The organism is Rhizobium sp. JAB6, from assembly GCF_003024605.1.
Classification (GTDB): domain Bacteria; phylum Pseudomonadota; class Alphaproteobacteria; order Rhizobiales; family Rhizobiaceae; genus Rhizobium.
This window is the reverse complement of the sequence record NZ_PYJQ01000005.1, coordinates 389,209-416,013: the sequence shown is the minus strand read 5'-3', so window position 1 is coordinate 416,013 and position 26,805 is coordinate 389,209. Positions and strand designations below refer to the sequence as shown.

Sequence of the window (26,805 nt, the reverse complement as noted above, 5' to 3'; positions counted from 1 at the left end):
CTCAGACGCCCTGCCCCGGCTTGACCTTGACCACCTCGACGGCGGTCGCGGGCGTGCGGGCGACCTGTTGGGAAATGTTCTGGCGCTTGATGTGCGTGCGATGCTTCAGCGTCAGCACGATTGCACCGATCATCGCGACCAGCAGAACGAGGCCAGCGATCTCGAAGAAATAAACGTAGTTGGTGTAAAGCACGTCGCCGAGGGCGGCGGTGTTCGTCCGCTGCGTCAAGGCCGGGATCGGCATGGCGACGGTCTTGGCAATGGTCGGCGAAATCACGCTGCCGCCGATCACGACAATCAGCTCGGCCGCGAGAATGACGCCGATCAAAGCGCCGATCGGTGCGTATTCCAGGATGCCGGCCCTGAGTTCGGAGAAATCGATATCGAGCATCATGACGACGAAAAGGAAGAGAACCGCCACGGCCCCGACATAAACGACCAGCAGGATCATCGCCAGGAATTCAGCCCCCATCAGCAGGAAGAGACCGGCCGCGTTGAAGAAAACCAGGATGAGGAACAGGACCGAATGGACCGGATTCCGCGCCGAGATAACCATGAACGCCGACGCCACAGCGACAAAGGCGAAGATATAGAAAAAAAGAGCCTGCAGACCCATGTTGGTGCCTTTTTCGTCTTCCCCCGGGCAGCGAGGTGTTTCCCCTGCCCGATGGAGCTCGGTCGGACCCATGTCCGGCAAAGCCCCGGTCTATATTCAACCGCGACGGCGACGCTTGACCGCCCGTCACGGCATATTCAAAACTCCGCTCAGCGGTACGGCGAATCGATCGCGATATTGCGCGCGATTTCGCGTTCCCAGCGGTCGCCATTGTCCAAAAGCCGCGCCTTGTCGAAGTAGAGTTCTTCGCGGGTCTCGGTGGCGAATTCGAAGTTCGGCCCTTCGACGATGGCGTCGACCGGGCAAGCCTCCTGGCAGAAGCCGCAATAGATGCACTTCACCATGTCGATGTCGTAACGCACCGTGCGGCGGGTGCCGTCGTTGCGGCGTGGTCCGGCCTCGATGGTGATGGCCTGGGCAGGACAAATGGCTTCGCAGAGTTTGCAGGCGATGCAACGCTCTTCGCCGTTGGGATAACGGCGCAGCGCATGTTCGCCGCGGAAGCGCGGGCTGACCGGCCCCTTTTCGAAGGGGTAGTTGATCGTTGCCTTCTGTTTGAAGAAGTAACGCATCGACAAAAAGAATGCGCCGACAAATTCCTTGAGGAACAGTGAGCTGACGGCGTTGGAAATTCCGGCCATCTTCAACCTCCAAATCTGCTTGAAGCGAGAATCGACATCATCATGCCCATCCCGTCAGCTTCAGCACGAATGCAACGATAACGACCATGGCGAGCGACAGCGGCAGGAAAACCTTCCAGCCAAGGCGCATGAGCTGGTCGTAGCGGTAGCGCGGCACGAACGCCTTCACCATCGCGAACATGAAGAACACAAAGCACGACTTCAGCAGGAACCAGATGATGCCCGGAACCCAGTTCAGGATCCAGATATCGACCGGAGGCAGCCAGCCGCCGAGGAAGAGGATCGTCGTCAGCGAGCACATCAGGACGACGGCTGCATATTCGCCGAGCATGAACATCATGTACGGCGAAGAGCCGTATTCGACCATGAAGCCGGCAACCAGCTCCGATTCCGCTTCCGGAAGATCGAAGGGCGGGCGGTTCGTTTCAGCAAGCGCCGAAATGAAGAACACGATGAACATCGGGAACAGCGATAGCCAGTGCCAGTCGAGGAACGAAGCCGGCAGGCCGAGCTTGGTGCCGAGACCGGTCTGCTGCGACAGCACGATATCCGTCAGGTTCAGCGAACCGACGCAAAGCAGCACGGTGACGATGACAAGGCCGATCGAGACTTCGTAGGATACCATCTGCGCTGCCGAGCGCAGCGCGCCGAGGAACGGGTACTTCGAGTTCGAAGCCCAGCCGCCCATGATGATGCCGTATACCTCGAGCGAGGAGATCGCCAGAATGTAGAGGATGCCGACGTTAATGTCGGCGACGACCCAGTTCTGCGCCACCGGCACGACCGCCCAGGTCGACAGCGCCAGCACCACCGAAACCAGCGGGGCCAGCAGGAACACGGTCTTGTTGGCGCCGGCCGGGATGATCGGCTCCTTGAACATGAACTTCAGCAGGTCGGCAAAGGACTGGAACAGACCGAAGGGGCCGACGACGTTCGGGCCGCGGCGCAGCTGGACGGCCGCCCAGATCTTGCGGTCTGCAAGCAGAATGTATGCGATGAAGACCAGCAGGCAGACCAGGAGCAGCAAGGACTGGCCGATTATGATCAGCGCCGGCCAAAGATAGGTGGAAACGAATGAGTCCATAGTCCTGTGCCCTTACTCTGCCGCAACGCGGAAATTGTTGCGGGCCAATGCCGAGCATTCGGCCATGACAGCCGATGCGCGCGTTATCGGGTTCGTCAAATAGAAGTCTTTGATCGGCGAAGCAAATGCCGATTTGCCCATCGCGCCGGCTTTTTTCGCAAGTGCGGCAATTTGGGCGCTATCGGTTTCGGCAATCTCGTCGATCCCGGCGAAATGCGGGAAGGCTGCATAGAGCTTTGCCCGCAATTCCCTCAGCGAATCAAAGGGAAGCTTCCTGCCGAGTACGTCGGAAAGGGCACGGATGATCGCCCAGTCCTCGCGAGCCTCGCCCGGTGCAAAACCGGCACGGTTGCCCATCTGGACGCGGCCCTCGGTGTTGACCCAGGTGCCCGACTTTTCGGTATAGGCAGCCGCCGGCAGGATGACATCGGCATTCTGAGCGCCGTTATCGCCGTGCGAGCCGATATAGACAGTGAACTTCGCGCCCTTGCGGCTGAAATCGAGCTCGTCGGCGCCCAGCAGGAAGAGGACGTCCATCGACGACAGCATGGCAGCCGCATTGACGCCCTTTGCGCCCGGCACGAAGCCGAGATCGAGGCCGCCGACACGTGCAGCGGCCGTATGCAGCACGGCAAAGCCGTTCCAGTCTTCCTTGACGACGCCGACTGCTGCGGCGAGCTTGGCAGCATTTGCCAGAACCTCGGCACCGTCTTCGCGGATCAGAGCGCCCTGGCCGATGATGATCATCGGCTTCTGGGCATTCTTCAGCACGTCGGCGAAGCTGTGCGAGCCGCTGACGAGATCGGCCAGCGTATCCGGACCAGCGCCGAGATAATCATAGGAGTAGCGAAGATCTGCAGCCTCACCGATCACGCCGATCGGGAACTTGCCGCGGCGCCAGCGCTTGCGGATGCGCGAATTCATCACGGCCGCTTCGAAGCGCGGATTGGCGCCGACAATCAGCAGCGCGTCGGCGGCTTCGATACCCTGGATGCTGGGGTTGAAGATATAGCTCGCGCGGCCGAGCGACGGATCAAGCGCCGTCCCGTCCTGGCGACAGTCGAGATTTTCCGATCCGAGCGACTTCAGCAATTCGGCGAGAGCGTACATTTCCTCGACCGAGGCTAGATCGCCGGCAATGGCGCCGATCTTGTCGCCGCTGGTGGCGGAAACGGCCGACTTGATGGCAGCGAAAGCGTCGCTCCAGCTTGCCGGCTGCAGGCGACCGTCCTTGCGGACATAGGGCTTGTCGAGGCGCTGCGTCTTCAGGCCGTCCCAGATGAAACGGGTCTTGTCGGAGATCCACTCTTCGTTAATCTGCTCATTGACGCGGGGCAGGATGCGCATGACTTCGCGGCCGCGCGTATCGACGCGGATCGCCGAGCCGAGAGCGTCCATGACGTCGATCGATTCGGTCTTGTTCAGTTCCCACGGACGAGCGGTGAAGGCGAAGGGCTTCGAGGTCAAGGCGCCGACCGGGCAAAGGTCAACGACGTTGCCCTGCAGCTCGGAGGTCATCGCCTGCTCGAGATAGGTGGTGATTTCGGCATCTTCACCGCGGCCGATAAGGCCGAGTTCGGAAATGCCGGCAACTTCCGTCGTGAAGCGGACGCAGCGCGTGCAGTGAATGCAGCGGTTCATCACGGTCTTGACGAGCGGGCCGATATATTTGTCTTCGACAGCGCGCTTGTCTTCCTGATAGCGCGAACTGTCGATACCGAAGGCCATGGCCTGGTCCTGCAGGTCGCATTCGCCGCCCTGGTCGCAGATCGGGCAATCCAGCGGGTGGTTGATCAGCAGGAATTCCATCACGCCTTCGCGGGCCTTCTTGACCATCGGCGTGTTGGTGAAGACTTCCGGAAGCTCGCCGTTCGGGCCGCCACGGATATCGCGAACGCCCATGGCGCAGGATGCCTGCGGCTTCGGCGGGCCACCCTTCACCTCTACGAGGCACATGCGGCAATTGCCGGCCACTGACAGTCGTTCATGGAAGCAGAAGCGCGGGACTTCGGCGCCGGCTTCCTCACACGCCTGGATAAGCGTGTAGTGATCCGGAACTTCGATCTCTTTACCGTCAATCTTCAGTTTAGCCATCGTCCACTCAGTCCTATGTCACGTCTCCAGCCCAATCCGGCCGCAGACAATTTCATGATCACAAACCGGATTGCCATCGGGGCGGCTCAAACGCCTGATAGCACCGGTTCGCTCACAATAAGCTTTGCTGAATCTTGTCCCCGCAAGACCAGCTTTGCGACCGAAACATCGCGGACATCTCCGCAATGATCTCGAGCGCGTTCATTCACCATCCCCGGCCACCATCCAGCCGAGGAAAAATCTCAACTCCGGCCCTTCGGCAGCAGCGCCTTCGCCTGCCCAATCCAGTCATCGCGCCGGATGCGACCATCGAAGCCCAACTCAGCGTCGATCCGCTCGATATCCGCATCGCTCCAGGCGGCGATATCGACATACTGCTTGATGCCACGTCCGTTCAGCACCTGCTCCAGCTTCGGACCTATGCCGGAGATCCGCTTCAGGTCGTCAGCCTTCTCGGCCGCCCTGCGGCCGCGTCCAGTGGTCGGCTTGGCGGCGACCGGCGGGGAGGCTTCGACCCTTGCCGTCTCCTTTGCAGTCGCCGTCGCGATTTTGGGCGCGGCAGCAGCCGGCTTTGGCTCGGCTTTCTTCACGGCAGCCGGCTTTTGCTTTGCAGCAGCCGGCTTCGGTGCGACTGGCTTCGGCGCAGCCTGCATGGCAACGGACGCCGCCTTCACAGGCTTTACATCCCCCGCCCCGCCATCGGCCGCAGGTGGTTTCTCAGCGACCTCAGCCTGATGCTTTTCGTCTTCCAGGGCTTCGGCCAGTTTGGTGGTTGCCTGAACGGCACCCTGAAACGCCCCGAGGAATGCACCCGCCATCTGCGAGGCGAAACCGAAGCCGATCGCGGTGACGGCAGCGACGGCTGCGGCCGGATGGGCCATCAGCGGATGGATCGGCATGATCGGCGCGTTCCCGAGCATATCGGCAGCAACGCGGCCGAAATCGCCCGATGCATGATCGGTCGCTCGGCTGTCCTGCCTGATATTGCTGGTCCTCGCCATCTTCGACCCTTACTCCGCTGCTTCCAGTACTGCGCCGTGGCTTGTCGCGTTGGCGGTATACTGGTCGATGCGCTTTTCGATTTCGGGACGGAAATTGCGGATGAGACCCTGCACCGGCCATGCGGCTGCGTCACCGAGCGCACAGATGGTATGGCCTTCGATCTGCTTCGTCACCTGGAACAGCATGTCGATCTCGCGCTTCTGCGCGTTGCCGCGAGCCATACGCTCAAGAACGCGCCACATCCAGCCCGTTCCTTCGCGGCACGGTGTGCACTGGCCGCAGCTCTCGTGCTTGAAGAAGGCCGAGATGCGCGCAATCGCCTTGATGATGTCGGTCGACTTGTCCATGACGATCGCCGCAGCCGTGCCGAAGGACGACTTGACTTCGCGCAGGCCGTCGAAATCCATCGGGCAGTCGATGATATCGGCCGCCGGAACGACCGGGCACGATGCGCCGCCGGGGATGACGGCAAGCAGGTTGTCCCAGCCGCCGCGAACCCCGCCCGCATGCTTGTCGACCAGCTCGCGGAAGGTGATGCCCATGGTTTCTTCCACCGTGCAGGGACGGTTGACATGGCCCGAGATCATGAAGAGCTTCGTGCCGACATTGTTCGGACGGCCGAAGGAGGAGAACCAGCCGGCGCCGCGGCGCAGGATCGTCGGAGCAACGGCAATCGACTCGACGTTGTTGACGGTGGTCGGGCAACCGTAGAGACCCATATTGGCCGGGAATGGCGGCTTCAGGCGCGGCTGGCCCTTCTTGCCTTCCAGGCTTTCCAGCAGCGCGGTTTCTTCGCCGCAGATATAGGCGCCGGCACCGTGATGAACGAAAACATCAAAATCCCAACCGAGCTTATTGTTTTTGCCCAGCAATCCGGCGTCGTAGCACTCATCGATGGCAGCCTGCAGGGCTTCACGCTCGCGCATGTATTCGCCGCGGACATAGATGTAGGCGGTGTTCGCACCCATGGCGAAACCTGCGATGACGCAGCCTTCGATCAGCGTATGCGGATCGTGGCGCATGATGTCGCGGTCCTTGCAGGTGCCGGGCTCGGACTCGTCGGCGTTGACGACGAGATAATGCGGGCGGCCATCGCTTTCCTTCGGCATGAAGGACCACTTGAGGCCTGTCGGGAAGCCTGCACCGCCGCGACCGCGAAGGCCGGATGCCTTCATCTCGTTGATAATCCAGTCACGGCCCTTTTCGAGGATTTGCTTCGTGCCGTCCCAATGGCCGCGCGACATCGCGCCCTTCAGAGACTTATCCTTGAGGCCGTAGATATTGGTAAAGATGCGATCCTGATCCTGTAACATGCTTCACCTCTTACCGCGGCTTCTTGCCGAAGACCTTGATATATTCCGCTTCGCCACCCTTAGCGAGTGCCTCAGCCTGCCTGACCCAGTCGTCTCGTTCGATCCGGCCCCTGAAATTCAGATAACCATCGACCCAGCGGCGCTCGGCCTCATTCCAGCTTGCGATCTGCGCGAAAGTGAAGATGCCGAGCTCATGCAAGGTTCCTTCTATCTTCGGGCCGACACCTGAAATGAGCTGCAGATTATCCGGCTGTGTGGGTCTTTCGATGCCAGCCGGGCGATCCTTATCATCCAGCGACGGTCTCCCGGCTACGGGTTCCGCGGCCGCGGTCCCAGAAAGCGGCTGCGTTTCGGCAGCCTTGGCATTCTTGGCCGCGGCAGCCGGTTCCGTCGCCGGCGTCTTCAGGCTCGTATTGGTTTCCGCGTCCGTGCTCTTGGCACGGGCGGCTTCGGACGGCGGGATCGATACCGTGTCAGCGGTTGCCTTGGCCGTCTTACCCGCCGTGCTCTTTGCCTTTGCTTCATCCGAAACGAGCGAGGTCAGACCGCCTTCCGGAGCGGAGAAAACACGATCGATCTGCGGACCGGTCGGAATTTCATGACCCTTGCCTGCGGCGAATGCATCGATGATTTCTTCCAGCCGTGCCGGCGTCAGGTCCTCATAGGTATCCTTGCCGATCACCACCATCGGTGCGTTGACGCAGGCGCCCTGACATTCGACCTCTTCCCAGGAGAGCGTGCCGTCGGCATTGCGCTCGAAAGCGTGATCGTTGATCCGGCTCTTGCAGACCTTGATCAGCCCCTCGGCACCGCGCAGCATGCAGGGCGTCGTGCCGCAAACCTGGACGTGGGCACGCGTGCCGACCGGGTGCAGCTGGAACTGCGTATAGAAGGTCGCGACTTCGAGCGCGCGGATATAGGCCATGTCGAGCATGTCGGCGATCGTTTCGATAGCCGCCTTGGTGACCCAGCCTTCCTGCTCCTGCGCACGCATCATCAGAGGGATGATCGCGGACTGCTGGCGGCCCTCCGGATATTTCTTGATCGTCTTTTCAGCCCAGACCGCATTCTCCGCATTGAAAGCGAAGGCGGCAGGCTGGAATTGATCTTCGGCTAGTCGACGAACGGACATCTTTCACGCCTTATCTCAGTTTAAGGACCCACACCGCGTATTCGTCAGAGACGAGAATTCGCAGGCATAGGCCGACTGGTCTTTCTGCATAAACACAACGAACTTACCGCCGTTCGGGACAGCGGCCTTGATCTGGTAGCCACGGGAGAGAAGGTCCGCAACGGTCGAATCCCCAGTCGACGTACCCTCATTTCCGCCCTTTGCAGTATTCGTGCTCGTCGCATTCGAACCCTGCAGGTTGAGCGTCGGCAGGCTCGGCGTCTTGCCGGTCTGCTGTGCCGAAGCACCGCAGGCGACCAGAAGCGCCGGAACTATTACCTGCCAGACCCGCATCAGCGATCCACCTCACCGAAGACGATATCGAGCGAACCGAGCACGGCTGCGACGTCGGCGAGCTGATGGCCGCGGCACATGAAGTCCATGGCCTGCAGATGCGCATAGCCCGGCGCCCTGATCTTGCAGCGATACGGCTTGTTGGAGCCGTCCGAGACGAGGTACACGCCGAACTCGCCCTTCGGCGCTTCGACGGCTGCATAAACCTCGCCAGCCGGCACGTGATAGCCTTCGGTATAAAGCTTGAAGTGGTGGATCAGCGCTTCCATGGAGCGCTTCATCTCACCGCGCTTCGGCGGAACGACCTTACCGTCGAGCGACGAAACCGGTCCGGTCTTGGCATCGCCGAGCAGGCGATTGACGCACTGCTTCATGATGCGGACGGATTCGCGCATTTCGATCATGCGGATGAGGTAACGGTCGTAGCAGTCGCCGTTCTTGCCGATCGGAATGTCGAATTCGAGATCGGAATAGCATTCGTAGGGCTGCGCCTTGCGCAGGTCCCAGGCTGCACCGGAGCCGCGGACCATGACGCCGGAGAAACCCCAGGCCCAACAGTCTTCCAGCGAAACCACGCCGATATCGACGTTACGCTGCTTGAAGATGCGGTTGCCGGTCAGGAGGTCGTCGATATCGTCGAGCGCCTTCAGGAAGGGGTCGCACCAGTCGCCGATATCCTGCACGAGCTTTTCGGGAAGATCCTGGTGAACACCGCCCGGACGAATATAGGCGGCATGCATGCGCGAGCCGGAGGCGCGCTCATAGAACACCATCAGCTTTTCACGCTCTTCGAAGCCCCATAGCGGCGGCGTCAGCGCGCCGACGTCCATGGCCTGCGTGGTGACGTTCAAAAGATGCGACAGGATGCGGCCGATTTCCGAATAGAGCACGCGGATCAGCTGGCCGCGGATCGGAATATCGATACCGAGCAGCTTTTCGACAGCCAGCGCATAGGCATGTTCCTGGTTCATCGGCGCCACGTAGTCGAGGCGATCGAAGTAAGGAACGGCTTGGAGATAGGTCTTCGTTTCGATCAGCTTTTCCGTGCCGCGATGCAGCAGGCCGATATGCGGATCGACGCGTTCCACAATTTCGCCGTCCAATTCGAGGACAAGACGCAAAACGCCGTGCGCGGCCGGATGCTGCGGACCGAAATTGATGTTGAAGTTGCGAACGTTATGTTCTGTCATGGCGGCGATGCTCGCGTTGTCAGATATTCAGAGAATGGCAGGTCGAGGCCTGCCACACGCCAACAATTAGGCTTTCGCCTTCTCGTCGCCGGGCAGCACATAATCGGTGCCCTCCCACGGCGAAAGGAAGTCGAAGTTGCGGAATTCCTGCTTCAGCTCCACCGGCTCGTAGACGACGCGCTTGGCGGCATCGTCATAGCGGACCTCGACGAAACCGGTCGTCGGGAAATCCTTGCGAAGCGGATGGCCTTCGAAACCATAGTCCGTCAGCAGACGGCGCAGATCAGGGTGACCGGTGAAGAGAACGCCGTACATGTCCCAGGTTTCGCGCTCGAACCAATCGGCGCCCGGGTAGATGCCGCAGGCGGAGGGAACGGGCTGATCCTCGCCGACGGAAACCTTGACGCGGATGCGCAGATTCTTCTTGGGCGACAGCAGATGGTATACCACGTCGAAACGCTCGGCGCGCTGCGGCCAGTCGACGCCGCAAATATCCGTCATGTTGACAAAGCCGCACTTGGCGTCGTCACGCAGGAAGGTCAGCAGGGCGATAACGTTTTCGGTCGTCGTCGTCACGGTCAGCTCGCCATACTTGATCTCGCTCGACGAGATCAGGGCGCTGCGAACTTCCGTGAGGTAGCCGGCGAGCTCGTTCAGGGCTTCACTCATAATACCTTGTCCCCTGCCTTACCGTTCGATCGTGCCGGTGCGCCGGATCTTCTTCTGCAGCAGAAGCACGCCGTAAAGCAGCGCTTCCGCGGTGGGAGGACAGCCCGGAATATAAATGTCGATCGGCACCACGCGATCGCATCCGCGAACGACCGAATAGGAATAGTGATAGTAGCCGCCGCCGTTGGCGCAGGAGCCCATCGAGATGACATAACGCGGCTCGGGCATCTGGTCATAGACCTTGCGCAGAGCGGGCGCCATCTTGTTGGTGAGCGTACCGGCAACGATCATGACGTCGGACTGGCGGGGCGAAGCGCGCGGCGCAAAGCCGAAACGCTCCACGTCGTAACGCGGCATGGAGACCTGCATCATCTCAACGGCGCAGCAGGCGAGACCGAAGGTCATCCACATCAAGGAGCCGGTGCGGGCCCAGTTGATCAGTTCATCGGTAGAGGTGACCAGAAAACCCTTGTCGGCGAGCTCATTATTGATTTCGCCGAAGAACGGATCGTTGCTGCCGACCGGACGGCCGGTCGCGGGATCGATGATCCCCTTCGGCTGCGGCGCAACGAGCGTCGTGTTGCTTGGGGCTACTCCCATTCCAGGGCTCCCTTCTTCCATTCATAGATAAAGCCGATGGTCAGCACCGCGAGGAACACCATCATCGACCAGAACCCGAACCAGCCGATCGCACCGAAGGATACGGCCCACGGGAAAAGGAAGGCGACTTCCAGATCGAAGATGATGAAGAGAATCGATACCAGGTAGAAGCGGATATCGAACTTCATGCGGGCGTCATCGAATGCGTTGAAACCGCATTCATAGGCCGACAGCTTTTCCGAGTCAGGCGCCTTGAAGGCGACGGCAAACGGCGTGATCAACAGCGCCAGGCCAATCACCAGGGCAATACCAATGAAAATCGCTATCGGAATATAGGAACTGAGCAGTCCAGTCATCATGTCCATCCCTGCTTGCGGTCAGCGCCGGGCGGCGCATCTGAGCAAATGCCCAGCAAGCGAAAGAGCGTTGCAACAGAGCCGTGGTTAGCGCAGGCGGAGCGCGCGCGCAAGCCTTTTGAATCTGTCCGTTAGGGTACTATCGAGCGGTAGATATCAATGTGTTGCGACGGCAACGCGACAAATCAGCGCTGACGCGAAAAGGCTCTTTCGCAATCGCAATAAAATGATGTTTGATTGTAATGGCTTGGAGAAAATGGCGCGAGTGACGGGGCTCGAACCCGCGACCTCCGGCGTGACAGGCCGGCACTCTAACCGACTGAGCTACACCCGCGCATTGTTTGGCCTTTCAGCCGGTGCGGATCCGAAATTTGCCTTGAAATGGCGCGAGTGACGGGGCTCGAACCCGCGACCTCCGGCGTGACAGGCCGGCACTCTAACCGACTGAGCTACACCCGCGCATTGTTTGGCCTTTCAGCCGGTGCGGATCCGAAATTTGCCTTGAAATGGCGCGAGTGACGGGGCTCGAACCCGCGACCTCCGGCGTGACAGGCCGGCACTCTAACCGACTGAGCTACACCCGCATTTCATTTCAAGCATTTCAGATGCTTCCGCATCCATCAAAGCGGCCTCGCCGTTCGATGAGCGGCTAACTACGGGGTTCGTGTTTGGGTGTCAAGCAGGTTTGAATACAAATCGATGACAGAATGCGAATTGTTTTGGACAAGCGCTCCCGCAATTTTCGGTCCTCTCGATTTCACATGGCAGGTTCCCGCCTCATGCATTTCATGGGGACCTGATATGCATGGGAATAATCCGGCGGGCGTCGCATCCGTGCATGTGGATGAGCGCGGCTGGGACGGCGCAAAAATCAAAAAAATCAAAAAATCTTCATAAACACTCTTGCGGTTTTTCCTCGTTCCGCATAGATCACGGCCACCGAACGCGGCGGGGCAATGACCCGCTTCGCAGAAGGGCGATTAGCTCAGTTGGTAGAGCGCCTCGTTTACACCGAGGATGTCGGGAGTTCGAGTCTCTCATCGCCCACCACTTCTCAGACAGATTAAGTTATCGGTTGATCTGCGAGCAGCTTTGTTGCGCTCCGGATAAGCGACGTTGCGCGCCTATGGCGTCGGCTCAGTAGTTGCCGAGAATAATCACGCCCAAAAGCACCACGGAAACAAGCACGAGGGCTGCTATGATGATCAGCAGCTCCTTCAACATGAATCGTTCCATCTTGCTGTCATTCATGGCGTTTGCTCCCGGCAAACCGTTATCCACATTCACTCCCAACGTCGAATCGCCGCGCCGGGTTCTCCATCAGTCCATATGTAAGTGCTCGCATTGTCAATTTAAGCCTGAAGGCTTGGTAGCGGCACGAATTCTTCTTCCATTCTAGCGCATCGTCCTTACGGCACATGAAGCTTTATCGGCCGCGACCTTGGCGGCGGGTCGACATAGGCGTCAGGCAAATTGACCGCCCGCGATAATAGTCTCTCGGCAATCTGGGCGGCGGCGGCGCGCGCCCCCTCGCCGGAGCAGAAATTGCCGCGCACCTGTACCGCCGCGGCCAGCAGGCGAAAGAATGCGTCGCGCAGTTCCGGTGACGGCGGTGTTGGGTCCAGCCAGAATCGATCCAAGCCGCCCTGATCGATCAGCCCATCGATATCGTAGATCGCGGCGCCCAGCGCTTTCACCGGCTTTCCCGCCTGCAGTGCCGAAAGTGCCGCGGTCGAGTTGACCGTCACCATGCCCTGGCTGGCGGCAATCAGCCGGTCGAGACTGCCGCCATCGATCAGATCGATGCGCGACGACAATCCGTATGAGGTGGCGATGTGCCCGGCATAGGCCCGCCAGTCCACCAACCCGTTGTCGAGCGGATGAAGTTTTAGGATGAGATGCGTGTCCCGCGCGGCATTCTCCGCAAAGGAACGGAGAATCAGCCGGATCGCATCCTGCTGCTGATGGAAGGGCGAATGCGCGCGGAGCTGAAAATCGGTCTGAAGCTGCAGGGGATAGACGAAGAAGCGTTTGTTGCCGGCGATCAGATTCTCGATCACACCCTGCGCTTCCCGTGTCCTTCTGCCGCTTATGGGCAGTTTCTTCAGCCATCCGGCATATTCCATCAAGGGATGGTAGAGGCCGTGCCGCCGATAACCGGGATAGAGAAACCACAGAAAGACGGTCGGCAGATAATAGGCGAGATCGTAAAGCGCTTCCGCCAGGAACGTCTGGTGGTAGCGACGCATCCAATCCGGTTCCGGCAGATTGGACGCGGCCTTCAGAATATGGGCCGGATCGGCGGGAAAGCGCGAATTGGAGGAGAGGCCATCTCGCTCCAGCGTCACCCAGTCCGGCCGCAGATATCCCATCTCAACGACATTGACGGCAACACCGGCGCGACGGGCCTCCTCGACGGCGACCCGATGATAGGGACGCTCTTCGCCATGCAGAATCAGGTCGGTGACATTTTCTGCTTCTATTCGGAGCCTGACATAGGCGCGCCATCCGGCAAAGTCGCCGCGATAGTTGAAGGCCTTGTGCCTGCGCCACGAGATCCAGTCCCCCGCATTCAGGTTGATGCGGATGCAGCGGCCGCCCGCCTTTTCCAATATCCGGGCAGTCTCGACGAACAAGGGCGAGGATGGGCCCTGCAGGAAAAGGAAGACGCGCGGGCGCGCGGCCCGTTCCCTGCTGGGCATCATTCCGCGACCTCGGTGGCGAGGCCGGCATAGCGCAGCAATGTGCCGATCAGATTCCAGGGCGCCTCTTCCCGCGGCGGCTGCGGTCTTTGAGAATGGGCGCGCGCCCGGCCAAGCGGAACGATGACATAATCGGTGCGCGGATCGGGGAATGGATCGGCGAAGGCTTTCAGCAGCGGTGCGTGATCGCCGTAGAAAAGCAGCCAAACCGGGCGGTCCAGCCTGTCGAGGTGATGGGCAAGATTGCCGAGCGCATGATCGGCGCGCATCAGGAGTTCGCCGTAGATATCCACGGGATTGACGAGATCGCCGCAGCGACCCGGCTCCCAGGGGCCGTGATTCGCCATGGATGCGACAAAGAGGAAATTCTTGCTCGTGCCGTCATTATCGATCGTCCGAATCACGCTTTTCGTCAGGGAGAGGTCGCTGACATAGGGCCCATCGCGCTCGGGGTTGTGATCGAACTCGTCGAGCATCATCATCCGATCGAAGCCAAGCTGCGGCAATGCCTTGTGACGCAGGAAAAACGTCTTGTCGTAGGGATGGATGAATTGCGTCTTCCAGCCGGCCTTTTTCAGCCGCGCCGGCCAGACGACATCCTTGTAATGGCTGGCGCGCAGATAGGGGTAGCTGGCGTCAATATGCACATTTTCGGGCAGCAGCCCGCTCAACACGGCAAATTCGGTCCGCAGCGTATAGCCGCCCTCGAAGACGCTCGTCATGCGGCCCCATTGCGCAGCCTGCTCCCTCAGGCGATCGAGATTGGGAAGTTTGATGTTGTCGACGCCGAAATGTCTGAGATCGATGAAGGATTCGGATTGCCAGACCACGATCAGCGGTTCGTCTTCGCCGTGTTCCCAAAGCTCATGCAACGCCGACATAAAGCGCTCGGACAATTCCGAGACGATCGCTTCGCGCCGAACCCCGACCCAGATGACGAAATGAAAAACGACAGAGGCGAAGGTGCCGAATCGCACCGTATCGATCTTGACGTCAACCTTGCCGAGAAACTTCTGGGTAAAACGGCAGACCGGGTCGCTGATGACGCGGCTGAACAAAGCGATCCATGGCGCAAAGGCCGCAGCCAGTATCAGCAGGATCCAAAACACAGCATGGCTGTCCGGCAGAACCGTAGGCTCCAGATACATGTAAAGGCCGCTGAGACCGAAGACGTAGGCAAAAGCGATGATCCAGAAGACGATGTTCAGCGATGTCGCGTAGAAGATCTCCTTGTATTTGAAGACATCCACGACGAGCGCGATGTCTGAAAATACCAGAGGCTCGCGGATGAACTCGAATTTCGCTCTCGATATGCCGGTGAAGATGACGAAAAAGCTGATGACGGCCTGCGTGCTGTAGATCGGGCGCCAGGAAATGGCGAAGAAAGCCGCATAGATCAGGATGATGACTGGAATTCTTACCGCCCAGTCGCACGCCACCCGCCACCCGCTTCTTTTCGGACGATTCTCAGCGTTGATAGCCGCCGGCATCGCCAAGGGATCGGTCAAAAAGACGATGACGCAGGAAAACGTAAAGCAGGCAAGCGTCAAAAGAACTGGAAAATCGTGAAGCTTCAAGACTGCGCCATCCAAATGCCCGCTGCCTCGGCAGCATTCCATACCAGCGAGGAACGGGCCGCCTACCCCTGATTACCTTCTCTTGCACTTGTTTCGCGGGCCGTGCAACGTCGGCGCCCGCTTCGTATTACTTATCGCGATCAAAGCTCTGCTCAGCGAGATCGGCAAGACCGCGATGTCCCTCGTCACCAAATATTTTTCGCGTTTTGCGCGAAAACCACCATAACAGCAATGGTTTTATCAGCGGTCCGAAGAAAGCAAGCGTCGTCAGCGAAAACCCGAAGTGAATTTTATGCCTGCCGCGGTCTATCCCACGGACGATTCTCGCAGCGACCGCCTCCGCACTCCACGGCTTGACCGCCCCCATCAAAATCTCCGCTTTGCGCGGCCTGAGAGCGATTTCCCGGCGATATTGCGGCGTCATCGTATCGGGCGGGAAGCAGATGGAAATCCGCACGCCCCAGGCGGCGGCTTCCGCGCTCAAGGCCTCCGCAAAGCCCGACAGCGCCGATTTGGATGCGCAATAAGCGCTATAGCCGAAGATGCCGATCAAGGCGGCACCCGAAGAAATCATCATGATCCGGCCACTGCGCCGGCTTTTCATGCCAGCGTAGACGGCACGGACCGCGTTTGCCGTCCCGAGGAGATTGATGGAGATCTGCTCATCGAAAACCGATGCCGGCATGGCATCGAAGGCGCGGGGCTCCACGATGCCGGCGGAGGCGACGAGGATATCGCAAGGGCCGAAGGAGACCTCGCAAAGCTTTACCGCCTCGATAGTCTGTTCGGCGGAGGCCACGTCAACGGAAGCAGTTCGGATAAAGGCGCCGTCGACGCCGGGAAGCGCTGCGATTTCGGCGCGCGCCTCTTCGAGGCGCCCCCTATCGCGAGCAAGAAGCGAAACTCGAGCCCCTCGGGCCGCATAAAGCTTCGCTATCGCCAGACCAATTCCGCTCGAACCTCCCGTGACGATCACGTGCATGAGACGATCGCCCCGAACTTATGAGCCGCCTGGAGCCTGGGCCATGGGCAGCAGTTGCATCATCTTTTCCATATCCAGCGAGGCAAGACCGAAATTGCGGTCCTTCAAGCTCTTGAGCTTTTCCGCCGTCAGCCTGACCGCGCGCCGGATCTGCTCATCGGTGTGATTGCAGGTGATGAAGAAACGAAGGCGCGCCATGCCCTCGGGCACCGCCGGATGAATGATGGGCAGCACGTTGATGCCTTCGGCGAGCAGGTCGTTCGAAAGCTGCGCCGCCCGAAGCGAATCGCCGACGATCACGGGCACGACCGAATGTCCCACGCTAAGGCTGGTATCGAGGCCGGCCGCCTTTGCCTCTTTGAGGAACAGATGGCCGTTGCGCCTGAGCCGCTCGGTCCGCTCCGGCTCGGATTTGAGGATATCGAGGCCAGCTATGGCGGCGGCGGCGAGAACCGGCGAAAGGCCGACGCTGTAGACGAAACCGCCGGCCTCCGCCTTCAGAATATCGGCAAGCGCGCGCGTGCCGGCAATATAGCCGCCGCAGCTCGACGTCGTCTTCGAGAGCGTGCCCATCCAGATATCGACTTCGCGCGGATCAAGATCGAAGTGCTCGAACGTCCCGCGGCCCGTCCTGCCGAGAATGCCGAGCGCATGCGCCTCATCGACCATCAGCCAGAAACCGTAGCGCGCCTTGAGCTCCAGCAGGGCCGGCAGGTCGGCGATATCGCCATCCATCGAATAGATGCCTTCGACGATGACCAGAATGCGCCGGAAATCCGACGACAGCGTCTTCAGGATGCTCTCGAGGCTATCGACATCGTTATGCTGGAACAGCCGGCGGGCGGCTCCGGAAAGCTTGATGCCGGCAAGCGCGCTGTTGTGAATGAATTCGTCGTGGATCACGAGATCCTGCGGCCCCATCAGGCAGCCGATCGCGGCGACATTGGTCAGATAGCCGCTGACGAAGCAGACGGCGGCATCGACGCCGTAGACCTCGGCAAGCCTTCGCTCGAGTTCCACATGATCAGGCCGTTCGCCTGCGACCAGACGGCTCGCCGATGCCGAGATTCCAAAGCGGTCGATCGCCTCCTTGGCGCGCTTGGTGACATGCAGGTCGGTATTGGTCGCCAGATAATCATAGGAGGCAAAATTGACGAATTCGCGCCCGCCAATGCGCGTCGTCGCGCCGGCGGCGGCATCGTGCGACCGATAGAATGGATTGGCAACGCCGAGCAGTTCACCTGCCATGCGCTGCGTTGCGACACGCTTATATTCCGGCAGGTCCTCGAAGCGGGTTGCCTGACGCGGTTGCGACTGTGGCTGCCGGTTCAGCCGTTCGGCCCGATTGCGGCCGGAGGATTCTCCGACACGGCGCATCTGCTCGAGCAGCCTGCTTTTCTTCTCATCCGCCGGTTCGCTAACATCGGTCACTGCACGGCCCTTTTCTCGTGTTCTGCGGCATGGCTGCGGGCCAGGCGCTCGACCACCTCGTCGCCCGCCACGTCGCCCGCGGCGCTATCGCCGTTGCGATTCATGACCCGATCACGCAAACGGCTGACGACATAGCCCACCGTCGTACCCTCGCCCACGCCGCTCAGAGGAATATCGAAGCCGGTTTTCTGCTGGAAGCTCATGCCGAGCTCCATGGCCATCAGGCTATCGAGGCCGATATCCTTCAAAACCTTGTCGGGCGTCACCGTGTCTTCCGTCACACGCAGGATGGCGGCAATCTCCGCAGCGACAAGCGCATGCAGAGCGGCCTGAGCCTCCTCTTCTGATTTCCCCCGGATCAGCTCCCTGAGATCGATGCTGTTACCCTCGTTGAGGGCCTGATGACTGCCGGCATGGCGCATCAGCGGCTCGAACAGAGAACGTCCGGCGATCGGCAGCAGACGAGCGGCATTCCAATCGATCTCGGCGATCATGACCGCGGCTGCATCGACAGCTCCTCTGTCGGCCAACATATAACGCTCGACCTGTTCCAGCGCGTCCCGCGCCTTCAGCGCCGCCTTGCCGATACGCTTGGAGAGGAGGTCATTGACCTCGATGTTGCGGGCAAGAAAGCCCTTGTCGGCGATCGCGCCGAAGCCGACGGCGAGCGCAGGCCTACCGGCGGCCCGACGCGCACGCGCCAAACCTTCCAAATAGCCATTTGCCATTACATAGTTGGCCTGGCCGGGATTGCCGAGCATGGTCGTTGCCGAGGAGAACAGCAGGAAGAGCTCCAACCTGTCATCTCGCGTCAGGCGATCCAGATTTTCCGCGCCACGGATCTTGACCTCGAGAACGGGACGATTGCGTTCGGGCGTCAAATTGGCGAGGAGTGCGTCGTCCAGAACCATGGCGGCGTGAATGACGCCCTTCAATGCTCCTTCGGTGCGAAGCGAGGCAAGCAGCGTCTCGACCGCGGCGGCATCGGTGATATCGCAGGCATGCAGCGTCGTGGCGACACCCCGCTTTGCCCAATCTGCTATTGCCTGCTTCGTTTCCGCATCGGCAATGCCTCTGCGCGAGCACAGCGCTATGCGGCGCGCACCCTTCGAAACGAGCCAATCGGCGGCGGACAGCCCAAAGCCGCCGATGCCGCCCGCGACCAGGAAAACACCCTTGCCATCGAATCGCAGGGATTTCGCGGGAGCGCGCAAGACGCCGTCCGCGCCCGTAACGGGCGGCCGTACCACGATTTTGCCGATATGGCCGGCATTCTGCATCAGCCGGAAGGCATTGCCGATCTCGTCATAAGCAAAAGCGCGATATGGCAGCGGCGTCAGCTTTTCCTCGGTGAAAAGCTGACCGATCTCCCTGAAGATGCGCCGTGTGAGATCGGGTACGTTGACCAGAAGCTGATCCGCATCGATACCGAAATAGCTGACATTGCGCCGGAATGGACGCAGGCCAATCTTACGGTCGGAATAATAATCGCGCTTGCCGAGCTCCAGGAAGCGGCCAAATGGCTTGACCAGTTCGATGCTCCGCTCCATCGCTTCGGAAAAGAGCGAATTAAGAACAAGATCGACACCCTCGCCGCCCGTAAGCCGCCGCACGCCGGAAACGAAATCCAGAGAGCGGGAATCAAGCACATGATCGGCGCCCAGCATTTCGAGGAAGCCGCGCTTCTCGACCGTGCCGGCGGTGGCGATCACCTTGGCACCCTTGTGCTTGGCAATCTGGAGCGCCGCCAGACCGACGCCGCCGGCAGCTCCATGAATCAGGATGGTTTCACCCGGCTGAATGCGCCCAAGCTCGACCATCGCATAATAGGCGGTCAAAAAGGCTACCGGCACGGTCGCAGCCGCAACGGTGTCCATCCGGTCCGGCAATTTCGTCACGCCATCACGATGGACACGAACATGGGTCGAGAACGCAGCAGGTCCGATCCCCATCACCTTGTCGCCCGGCTTGAGATCGCCGACAGCATCGCCAACGGCAAGAATTCGCCCAGCGAATTCCATGCCGATGGTGGCGCCGGCAAAGCCGTCTTCCAACGCCTCCTCCGGCAAGAGGCCCATGGCCCACATGACATCGCGGAAATTGAGGCCGGTCGCGTCGACGGAGACGACAATCTCGCTCTCGCCGGGCGTAGGAAGGCTTACTTCCTCCCAGACGACGCTATCCAGACGACCGCCCACATGTTGCCGGATCATCGCCGCGGCAAAATCCCGGCGGCTTGCTTCGATGGCATCGAAGGGACCAGAGACTGCTCTGATCTCCCGGACCTTTCCGGTCGCGCGATCCATGAACCATTCGCGATTATCCGTTTCCGCCGTCATCAGGGTATCGACGGCGGAAAACATTCGACCGTCATCCGCATCGGCGTCCAGCAGATGCACGTCAAAGGTATCGTATTCGTTTTGAAGGACCCGGCCGAAGACCCATAGGCCGGCATTGGCGTCGTTAACGGAGCCAATCGATAGTGGAGAGCCGCCCGACGCCAGGATTACCAGCCGAGGCCGTGCTCCGTCGCCGTGCTGGGACAGCAGGTTCGCCAGTTCGGTGAAGATCGAGAGACGCGACAGCGAGAGTTCCGCAGCATCGCCGCGCTCCGCGCCGGCAAGATACACGATCCGGCTGGTCCGCCGGTCGACCACATCGAGAGCGCCGGCGATATCTGCCGATAGCGCAGCGAGATCGATGACCTTTGCATTCTCACCCAGCTTGCCGAGACCCTTCCTCCCCCGCTCCGACAAGATCAGGATCGGCGCTGCGGTCTCAGCGATAACAGCTGTTTCCGGTTGTCGTTCGGATAGAGCCGACACCGCTATCAATGCGCCCTCGGGGAATATCTGCTCGCGGATTTGCGGCTTGGCAAAGCCCAAGCTGCCCAGGAGTTCGGCGATCTGCTGCGGCGTGCCAAGCCGTCCGACCGGGAATTCCGGTGATTGGCTATCGGCAAACCAGCCTTCGGAAAGGCCAAAGACGAAATCATTGAAGGCGCTCGGCGCACGATCGACCAGCAACAACCGCGCGCCGCCGACGGCAACCGTCCGGACAATTCGCTTGATATCGTCATTATGGCGCAGCAGATACTGGCTTTGATCGCCGGAGGCGACCACGATATCCGCAACATAGCGATCCGTCAGCCTGGCCGGATCGGCGACGATGACATGCGCATCACGCTCGAAAGCGATCTCCAATGCTCGGCGCGCCTGCTCACGCGGCTCGGCGATTACGAGACGTGCGCCCGCTGCCGCGGCGATCGTCGCCAGCTTTCGGCTGAAAGCGGCCGATACTGAGCCCACCTCCAAAACGTGTTCGATCGCGCCGGCATCAGCTTCGATGGCGGATGCCAGTGCCTCGGCAAGCATAGAAAGCCGCCGTTCGCTCAGAGGCGAATGAACAAGCACATGCTCCAGAGTCGCCCCGCCGGGAATGTTCGCCCCCTGAGCAGCCGGATCACGCTCCAGCACGTGCGGACGTATCGTCGCCAGATGTTCGAGCGTCTCGCGATAGGCATCGCCAACGAGAACACTTTCGGCAACGCGCCCGGCGTCCTCCCGATAGATTTCCTGCAGCAGTTCAGCCACCGGCGGCAGTGCCGGCTCAAGGGGGACATGCCACTTGCCGTCTCCCGTCTCCGCAATCCCGGCATCTTCCAGAATGTAGAGGCAGTTGACGAGGAAAGACCGGAATTCGGCATCGCCGGGAAGACCGGAGAATGCGACGGCGCCGTTGCGGTCGGCAACCTTCAGCGCGATATCGTGGCAGGCGCGATAGACCGCGGCTTCAAGAAGAAGGCTGGCATTGTTGAGCGCACGGTTCTCGCCGGAGTTGGCGGATAACGGAATCGGCCGCCCGTCAGTGCCCGGTTTGCCGACGCCGGCGAAAAGAACGGAAGGTACGCTTTCATAATGAAATGCGACCGAATCGAGCGTCGCCCTGCGGCGCAGTTGCGTGCGGCGGAAACGACAATCGTCAAGAACGGCAGCCGCGCGGCCCTCCGCATCGAACAGGGTGAAACGCGCCTTGATCGAATTCGCGCTGAAACGCTCGATCTCGATGACGGCTTTGACGATCGATCTTTCCTTGCCGGAAGCCTTCACCGTGCCAAAGTGAACGGGGATATAGGGAGCGCCGGCTTCATCGCCGGAAAATTGATCGAACAATGCGACGAGGCCGTGAAAGGCCGCATCGACGGACATGGGACTGAGATTATAGCTGGCGAAGGGATGAGACGGCGGGGCAGCCGGCTTCAGGTCCACTTCGATGGCATGATGGCCGAACGCCACGGCTTTCGCCAGAAGCTGGAAATGCGGGCCGTAATGCAATCCGAAACGTTCCGCCGTTTCATAGGCCACCTCGGACGTCAATATGGACTTACGGTCCCCGCTCGATCGCGCGGCCACCTTGCCATCCATCTCACCCGGCAGCGGCTTGCGGCAACGCCCGACTGCGTGCACCGTCCATTCGTCATGGCTGAGGCGCTCGCGCGACCGGATCTCGAGATCTCCGGTTTCGGGTGACAGGATGGTCGACAATTCGACCATCCTGTCCTGAGACAATTCGATCGGCCGGAAGATTTCGAGATTGCCGATTTCGACTTCATCAGTGCCATAATAGCGCTGCGCGGCCGTTACGGCGATTTCGATAAAGCCACTGCCTGGCATGATTGCCTTGCCATCGACCACATGTTCGGCAAGGTCCGGGAAAAGGCGGGCGTCAAGATGGTTCTTCCAATTCGTACCATTGAGATCGGTGCGCCAGCCAAGCAGTGTATATGGGCTTTTACGATCGCGACCGAAAATATCGATCTCGTCCGTTGTCGCATGAGCACGAAGCTCCACAGGCTCGAAAGGCAGAGACGGCAGCTTGACGAAGGCGTTGCGCGTGGCGCTGCCGCGGGTGCGCAGCGCAGGCGCGCCATTGGCAACCGCCCGCGCAAATGACTGCGAGACCGGATCATGGCCATCAATGGGGGCCTCGCGCAACAAAGTCGGTATTGCGATGGCCTGAACCGATGCCTGTTTTGCGATCTCCGCGACATAGTTCGACAGGATCGGGCGCGGCGAAATTTCTATGAAGAGATTGCAGCCCATTGCCAAGGCGACCTGACAACCAGCCTTGAAAAGAACGGGGTCGCGAACATTGCGCCACCAATATTGCGTATCCAGCAGGCGCCCGTCACGCAGTTCGCCGGTCACCGTCGAGATAAAGGTCCCCGTCCCGCTATCCGGCGCCAGATCGGGCAAATCTGCGAAGAAGGCCTCCTTGGCGCGATCGATGATGGGGTGATGGAATGGGTAGTTGATATCGAGAACATGCGCGACGATCTGGGATTTACGCGCAGCGTCCTTATAGGCCTCTATCTCATCGGCAGGTCCGGAGATCGTTACCGAATTCGGCGCGTTGATGGCCGCGATACATATGTTGTCCAGGCCCCTGGCTTTCGCAAAGGCCAGCGCTGCATCCTCGCCAAGCACGACTGCCGCCATCTTGCCTTCGCCGGCAAGAAGATCCTGATGCAGCGAACGCTTCGCGACGATTGCGACCGCCTCGGCTGCTGTCAATGCCTTGGCTGCGTAGGCGGCTGCGATTTCGCCGACGGAGTGGCCGAAAACCGCATCCGGCTTGACGCCCATGGACCACAGACAATCCGAGAGGGAGGCCTGGATCGCGAACAGCAGCGGCTGTGCGATCTTGGTATCGGCGAGGCGCGCAGCAAGATCTGAGGCGACCAGAACATCGGTCAGCTTCTCGCCGAGATAATATTCGAAGAGTGCGCTGAAGGACTGGAAGCATTGCCGGAAGTGGCGGTTTTTCTGATAGGCGCCGACACCCATTCCCGCCCATTGCGCGCCGTTGCCGGAAAAGACGAAGGCAATCTTGGCGGCCTGCGCCGGCGCTTCGCCCGCCTCGCCGACCGAATTTCTGCCTGCAAGATGCGCATCGATCGCGGCAAGCACGGCTGCGCTATCCTTTGCGCGGGCTGCGAAGCGATGACGCATGGGTTCGCGGTTAGCGGCGGCGGAAGCAACGATCTGACGCGCCTCCTTGGGCTCGGCAGTTTCAAGACGGGTCCTGTATTCCTCGAGCAATGTCGAAAGGGCCGAAGCCGTGTGGGCGCTGACGGCAAAAACGACCCCCTCACCCCGGATTGGCGGCTCCGGCGGCGCAATCGGATCGGGATCGCTGATGACGACATGAGCGTTCGTTCCGCCGAAGCCGAAGGAATTGATCCCGGCAAAACGTGCCTGCTTGGCTGGAAGCAGCTCGATCGTCGATGTGTTGACCCGAACGTTCAGGCTCTCGAAATCGATAGACTCGTTCGGATGATCGAAATGCAGAGAAGCCGGAAGGAAATTATTTTCCAGCGCAATCACGGCCTTCAGCAGCCCGAAAAGGCCGGATGCGGGTTCGGTATGGCCGATATTCGTTTTGATCGAACCGATCGGCACAGGCGCCCGCCGATTGCGTCCTATGACTTCGCCGATCGCCCAGATTTCGGCGGGGTCGCCGACCTTCGTTCCCGTTCCATGCCCTTCGATGAAGGCGATGCGGTTGACGTCGATATTGTGCCCTTCATAGATCGACTGAAGCAAGGCAGCCTGCGCCTCGCGCGACGGCATGGAAATGCCGTTGGTGCGTCCCGAAGAATTGACGCCTACGGCATGGATCCTGGCATAGCTGCGGTCTTTCTCGCGAAGCGCGACGTCCGTGCGGCGCAATACGATCGCCGCGCCCCCCTCGGCTCGGACATAGCCTCGGCCATTGTCGTCATAGGCACGGCAAAGGCCCTCTGGGGACAGCATGCGTGCCTGGGCAAAGCCCACGAAGGACATGGGATTGAGCAGAATATTGATGCCGCCGACGATCGCAGTATCGATCTCACTATTTTCCAGGGCCTTTACGGCCTGGTCGAGCGCTACCAGCGACGACGAACAGGCCGTATCGATGGTCATGCTTGGCCCGCATAGGCCGAATATATGCGAGATGCGGTTGGAAACGATGGAAAGCGTGTTGCCCGTCATGAAATGCGGGCTGCCCGAGGCCGGGTCCTCAAGCGTCAGATTGCCATATTCAAGCGAGGACGCGCCGACATAGACGCCCACGCGCTGGCCTTCGAAGCCATCGATCGGCAGGTTTGCATCTTCCAGAGCCCGCCAGACAATATTCAGGAGGATACGCTGCTGCGGATCCATCTGCATCGCTTCACGCTGGGAAAGACCGAAAACCGCAGGATCGAAGGCGTAGACATCGTCGAAGACGCCGGCTGCAAAACTGTAAGTCTTTCCCTGGATGCCAACAGCCGGATGCCAAAAGCGCGCAAGATCCCAGCGCTCCTCTGGTATACGGCTTACGGTGCAACGCCCCTCCTTGAGTACGAGCTGCAGTTCATCGATAGAACCCGCCCCGGGGGCAATGCTTGCGCGTCCGATAATCTCAACCGTCATGATCTCTCAGCAATATTCGAAGAAATGCATCAAACTGACCAATATTCACCACTCATGCCAGCATTGCCTGTTTTTCTCACCGACAAATTTGCATGCCCAGCATGTATGCGGCAGCGCACCACCCGATGCAATATGCGATCAGTTAAGCTTTCAATTCAAGCCAGAAATCGCAGTGCTTGCTTCCGCTGGTTGCAGTTCTTTCTCTCAATCAGTTCGCGATGAACTTCCGGTATCGGCAAGCCCATTCGTCACGATCATACAGATATCAGCATCGTCATAGACCGAGCAGAGCCGAATCCCTCCCTTCTCGCAATTACTGTCCCAGATTGACCGCTGTCGCCGCTCCCTGGGATGCAATTCCCAGCGGCGTGCCGATCAGATTCAAGAACTTCCTGATGTCGACGGAAGGATGACGCGACACATAGATGACGTCGCGGCTCTTGACCGGGAAAGTCTGGCCGACGATCAGGCTGTCAGGATTGGACATGTCGAAACGATAGACGATAGGATAGCGTCCCTTGGCGTCCGGAACCATTCCCTTACGCAGTAGACCCTCGAAGCGAGCGGGACCGAGCAGAGCCTTGGCGATTTCGGGCTCCTCGTAGCGGAACAGGAAGAAGCCTTTCGCGTTGCTCGCATCGTCGATCGCGCCATGGCCCAGCGCAACGGCCTCGAGCAGGTTCAGATCGTTCGCTCCAAACTCGATGCGGCCGTCTCCCCGAACAGAACCAAGCAGGGTGAAGGTCCTCGGATCGCGGACGAGGAAAATCTGATCGCCCGGCTGGACATAGATATCTTCCGACGGATGCTCGATGATCGACTTCAACAGGACCGTTCCCGTCCGGCTGCCGCGAACCAGCGTTACATAGGTCTCATAAGGTTGTGTCGAAGGCCCACCGGCTTTCGCGATGACTTCGGTGATCTTTTCCTTGGTCAGATCGAGCGGCACCATGGACGGACGGCCAACGGCACCCGAAACCGTAACGGTACGCGACGGCGTGCCCATGCTCGTCACGATGACATCCGGCTCGACGGCTTTGGTCGCCAGCGCCGCCAGGATTGCCTTGCGGGCCTGATCAAGTGTCTTGCCCGCAAATCGAACCGAGCCGGCATAAGGAATTGCCGCCGTGCCATCCGGCTGCACGACGACATCGAGCGATACCTGCTTTGATTGCGCCGTCGAAAACAGCCCATCGACGCCGGCTTCGAAAATCGTGATTTTCAATGCATCGCCAACACCGATAACAACGGCGCCGACGCCACCACCCATTCCAAAACGGCGATTGAGTGTGGATGAAACATAATCGGAAACCAGACGCGCACTGCGGCTGTCGATATCGACGATATCGAACACTGCAGCATTCCTACGACCCAGTTCGACGCTGGATTGACCGGCGTCCTTTACAATGGCGCCAGCCAATGGACCTTCGCTCGAGACGGAATTACACCCTGCAAGAAGCACGCAACACATTACGGCGCCAATACGAAACAATTGAAAACCTCAAACAATTAGCTACCGCGATTACCTGATGGCATACACCGACATGGAATGCACCAAATCTATCGACGCCTTGAAAAGCATAACGGGCACGCGCCAACAAGCCCAAATAGCGGAAATGCAATCAA

General features: G+C 59.9%; 18 protein-coding genes and 4 tRNA genes. 1 reads left to right on the top strand and 21 read right to left on the bottom strand.

Going from position 1 to position 26,805, the window contains the following annotated elements; all coding sequences use genetic code 11:
* Nucleotide 1: 1 nt before the first annotated feature.
* The 15 genes from C7U61_RS07825 to C7U61_RS07755 all read right to left on the bottom strand — a co-directional run bounded on the left by C7U61_RS07825 (nt 2) and on the right by C7U61_RS07755 (nt 11,614).
* The gene (locus C7U61_RS07825) at nt 2–616 is read right to left on the bottom strand and encodes an NADH-quinone oxidoreductase subunit J (protein WP_015339514.1); all 615 of its coding nucleotides are present in this window, start codon (nt 614–616) and stop codon (nt 2–4) included.
* Between the two features lie 149 nt (nt 617–765).
* Nucleotides 766–1,257 carry an NADH-quinone oxidoreductase subunit NuoI gene (gene nuoI, locus C7U61_RS07820; RefSeq protein WP_069614971.1) on the bottom strand — a complete coding sequence of 164 codons (492 nt, stop codon included), beginning with the start codon at nt 1,255–1,257 and terminating at the stop codon, nt 766–768.
* 40 nt (nt 1,258–1,297) lie between these two features.
* On the bottom strand, nt 1,298–2,341 hold the full coding sequence (gene nuoH / locus C7U61_RS07815) for an NADH-quinone oxidoreductase subunit NuoH (RefSeq protein WP_106997559.1): 1,044 nt from the start codon (nt 2,339–2,341) through the stop codon (nt 1,298–1,300).
* Nucleotides 2,342–2,353: 12 nt separating this feature from the next.
* Complete coding sequence (gene nuoG / locus C7U61_RS07810) at nt 2,354–4,435, bottom strand: NADH-quinone oxidoreductase subunit NuoG (RefSeq protein ID WP_106997558.1); 2,082 nt, start codon at nt 4,433–4,435, stop codon at nt 2,354–2,356.
* Nucleotides 4,436–4,677: 242 nt separating this feature from the next.
* Nucleotides 4,678–5,436, bottom strand: coding sequence for a 5' DNA nuclease (locus C7U61_RS07805; RefSeq protein ID WP_106997557.1), 759 nt, complete (start codon nt 5,434–5,436; stop codon nt 4,678–4,680).
* 9 nt (nt 5,437–5,445) lie between these two features.
* Nucleotides 5,446–6,750 carry an NADH-quinone oxidoreductase subunit NuoF gene (gene nuoF / locus C7U61_RS07800; protein ID WP_069614974.1) on the bottom strand — a complete coding sequence of 435 codons (1,305 nt, stop codon included), beginning with the start codon at nt 6,748–6,750 and terminating at the stop codon, nt 5,446–5,448.
* Between the two features lie 10 nt (nt 6,751–6,760).
* Nucleotides 6,761–7,882 (bottom strand): NADH-quinone oxidoreductase subunit E, encoded by a 1,122-nt coding sequence (locus tag C7U61_RS07795; protein ID WP_106997556.1) that lies wholly within the window; start codon nt 7,880–7,882, stop codon nt 6,761–6,763.
* 15 nt (nt 7,883–7,897) lie between these two features.
* On the bottom strand, nt 7,898–8,215 hold the full coding sequence (locus C7U61_RS07790; RefSeq protein ID WP_106997555.1) for a hypothetical protein: 318 nt from the start codon (nt 8,213–8,215) through the stop codon (nt 7,898–7,900).
* Nucleotides 8,215–9,405 (bottom strand): NADH-quinone oxidoreductase subunit D, encoded by a 1,191-nt coding sequence (locus C7U61_RS07785; RefSeq protein WP_106997554.1) that lies wholly within the window; start codon nt 9,403–9,405, stop codon nt 8,215–8,217. The genes C7U61_RS07790 and C7U61_RS07785 overlap by 1 nt, the downstream gene beginning before the upstream one ends.
* Before the next feature lie 66 nt (nt 9,406–9,471).
* Nucleotides 9,472–10,074, bottom strand: a complete 603-nt coding sequence (locus C7U61_RS07780; protein WP_106997553.1) for an NADH-quinone oxidoreductase subunit C — start codon at nt 10,072–10,074, stop codon at nt 9,472–9,474.
* Between the two features lie 18 nt (nt 10,075–10,092).
* Nucleotides 10,093–10,674, bottom strand: a complete 582-nt coding sequence (locus tag C7U61_RS07775) for an NADH-quinone oxidoreductase subunit B (protein ID WP_015339504.1) — start codon at nt 10,672–10,674, stop codon at nt 10,093–10,095.
* Nucleotides 10,665–11,030, bottom strand: a complete 366-nt coding sequence (locus C7U61_RS07770; RefSeq protein ID WP_034489570.1) for an NADH-quinone oxidoreductase subunit A — start codon at nt 11,028–11,030, stop codon at nt 10,665–10,667. The genes C7U61_RS07775 and C7U61_RS07770 overlap by 10 nt, the downstream gene beginning before the upstream one ends.
* A gap of 257 nt (nt 11,031–11,287) precedes the next feature.
* Nucleotides 11,288–11,364 (bottom strand) — tRNA-Asp (locus C7U61_RS07765).
* Between the two features lie 48 nt (nt 11,365–11,412).
* Nucleotides 11,413–11,489 (bottom strand) — tRNA-Asp (locus C7U61_RS07760).
* Between the two features lie 48 nt (nt 11,490–11,537).
* Nucleotides 11,538–11,614: transfer RNA gene (locus tag C7U61_RS07755), tRNA-Asp, on the bottom strand.
* Between the two features lie 390 nt (nt 11,615–12,004).
* Between C7U61_RS07755 and C7U61_RS07750 the strand changes: the two genes are divergently transcribed.
* Nucleotides 12,005–12,080, top strand: a tRNA-Val gene (locus C7U61_RS07750).
* Between the two features lie 359 nt (nt 12,081–12,439).
* Here C7U61_RS07750 and C7U61_RS07745 read toward each other — a convergent pair.
* From C7U61_RS07745 to C7U61_RS07720, 6 genes are all read right to left on the bottom strand, one after another.
* Nucleotides 12,440–13,735 carry a capsular biosynthesis protein gene (locus tag C7U61_RS07745; RefSeq protein ID WP_106997552.1) on the bottom strand — a complete coding sequence of 432 codons (1,296 nt, stop codon included), beginning with the start codon at nt 13,733–13,735 and terminating at the stop codon, nt 12,440–12,442.
* On the bottom strand, nt 13,732–15,351 hold the full coding sequence (locus tag C7U61_RS07740; protein WP_106997551.1) for a sulfatase-like hydrolase/transferase: 1,620 nt from the start codon (nt 15,349–15,351) through the stop codon (nt 13,732–13,734). Before C7U61_RS07740 ends, C7U61_RS07745 begins: the two co-directional genes overlap by 4 nt.
* Nucleotides 15,352–15,436: 85 nt before the next feature.
* A complete protein-coding gene (locus C7U61_RS07735; protein WP_106997550.1) occupies nt 15,437–16,291 on the bottom strand; it encodes an SDR family oxidoreductase in 855 nt (284 codons plus the stop codon).
* Between the two features lie 18 nt (nt 16,292–16,309).
* Nucleotides 16,310–17,668, bottom strand: coding sequence for an aminotransferase class I/II-fold pyridoxal phosphate-dependent enzyme (locus tag C7U61_RS07730; protein WP_245410774.1), 1,359 nt, complete (start codon nt 17,666–17,668; stop codon nt 16,310–16,312).
* Between the two features lie 50 nt (nt 17,669–17,718).
* Nucleotides 17,719–25,179, bottom strand: a complete 7,461-nt coding sequence (locus C7U61_RS07725) for a type I polyketide synthase (RefSeq protein ID WP_106997548.1) — start codon at nt 25,177–25,179, stop codon at nt 17,719–17,721.
* Between the two features lie 313 nt (nt 25,180–25,492).
* Nucleotides 25,493–26,671, bottom strand: a complete 1,179-nt coding sequence (locus C7U61_RS07720) for a polysaccharide biosynthesis/export family protein (RefSeq protein WP_106997547.1) — start codon at nt 26,669–26,671, stop codon at nt 25,493–25,495.
* Nucleotides 26,672–26,805 lie beyond the last annotated feature (134 nt).